At 52.8% G+C, this 426-nt stretch carries 1 protein-coding gene; it reads left to right on the forward strand.

Translation table 11 applies throughout. The features are described from left to right. Positions 1-426: class I SAM-dependent methyltransferase (locus tag QMM04_RS23235; protein ID WP_282997243.1), on the forward strand; the 426-nt coding region annotated here is incomplete at both ends.

The following is a 426-nucleotide window of genomic DNA, read 5'->3' on the forward strand; positions in this document are numbered from 1 at the left end:
TGGAAGGATTGGATGGCGCACCTGAGTGGCCCGCATTGCGAGCGATGCTGCCCGATCTGAAGGACTTGCGCGTCGTTGATTTAGGCTGTGGATACGGCTGGTTTTGCCGTTACGCGCAGCAGCATGGTGCCCGTGAAGTCCTGGGGATTGATGTCTCAGAAAAGATGCTGGCGCAAGCGACCGCCATGACTTCTTCACCGAACATTCGCTATCAACGTGCGGATTTAGACACTCTGCAGCTCGATAAAACCTATGATCTTGCCTACAGCTCACTGGCATTACATTACCTGAGTCACATCGAGCCGTTATTCACCACCCTGTACGATGCATTAAAACCTGGCGGTATGCTGATCTTCTCCTGCGAACACCCTATTTATACCGCTCCGCTTCAGCAGCAGTGGATTGTGGATGATCAACAGCAGCGCA

The sequence above is a fragment of the Pantoea sp. Pa-EAmG genome (genome assembly GCF_030024295.1).
Lineage (GTDB): Bacteria > Pseudomonadota > Gammaproteobacteria > Enterobacterales > Enterobacteriaceae > Pantoea > Pantoea dispersa.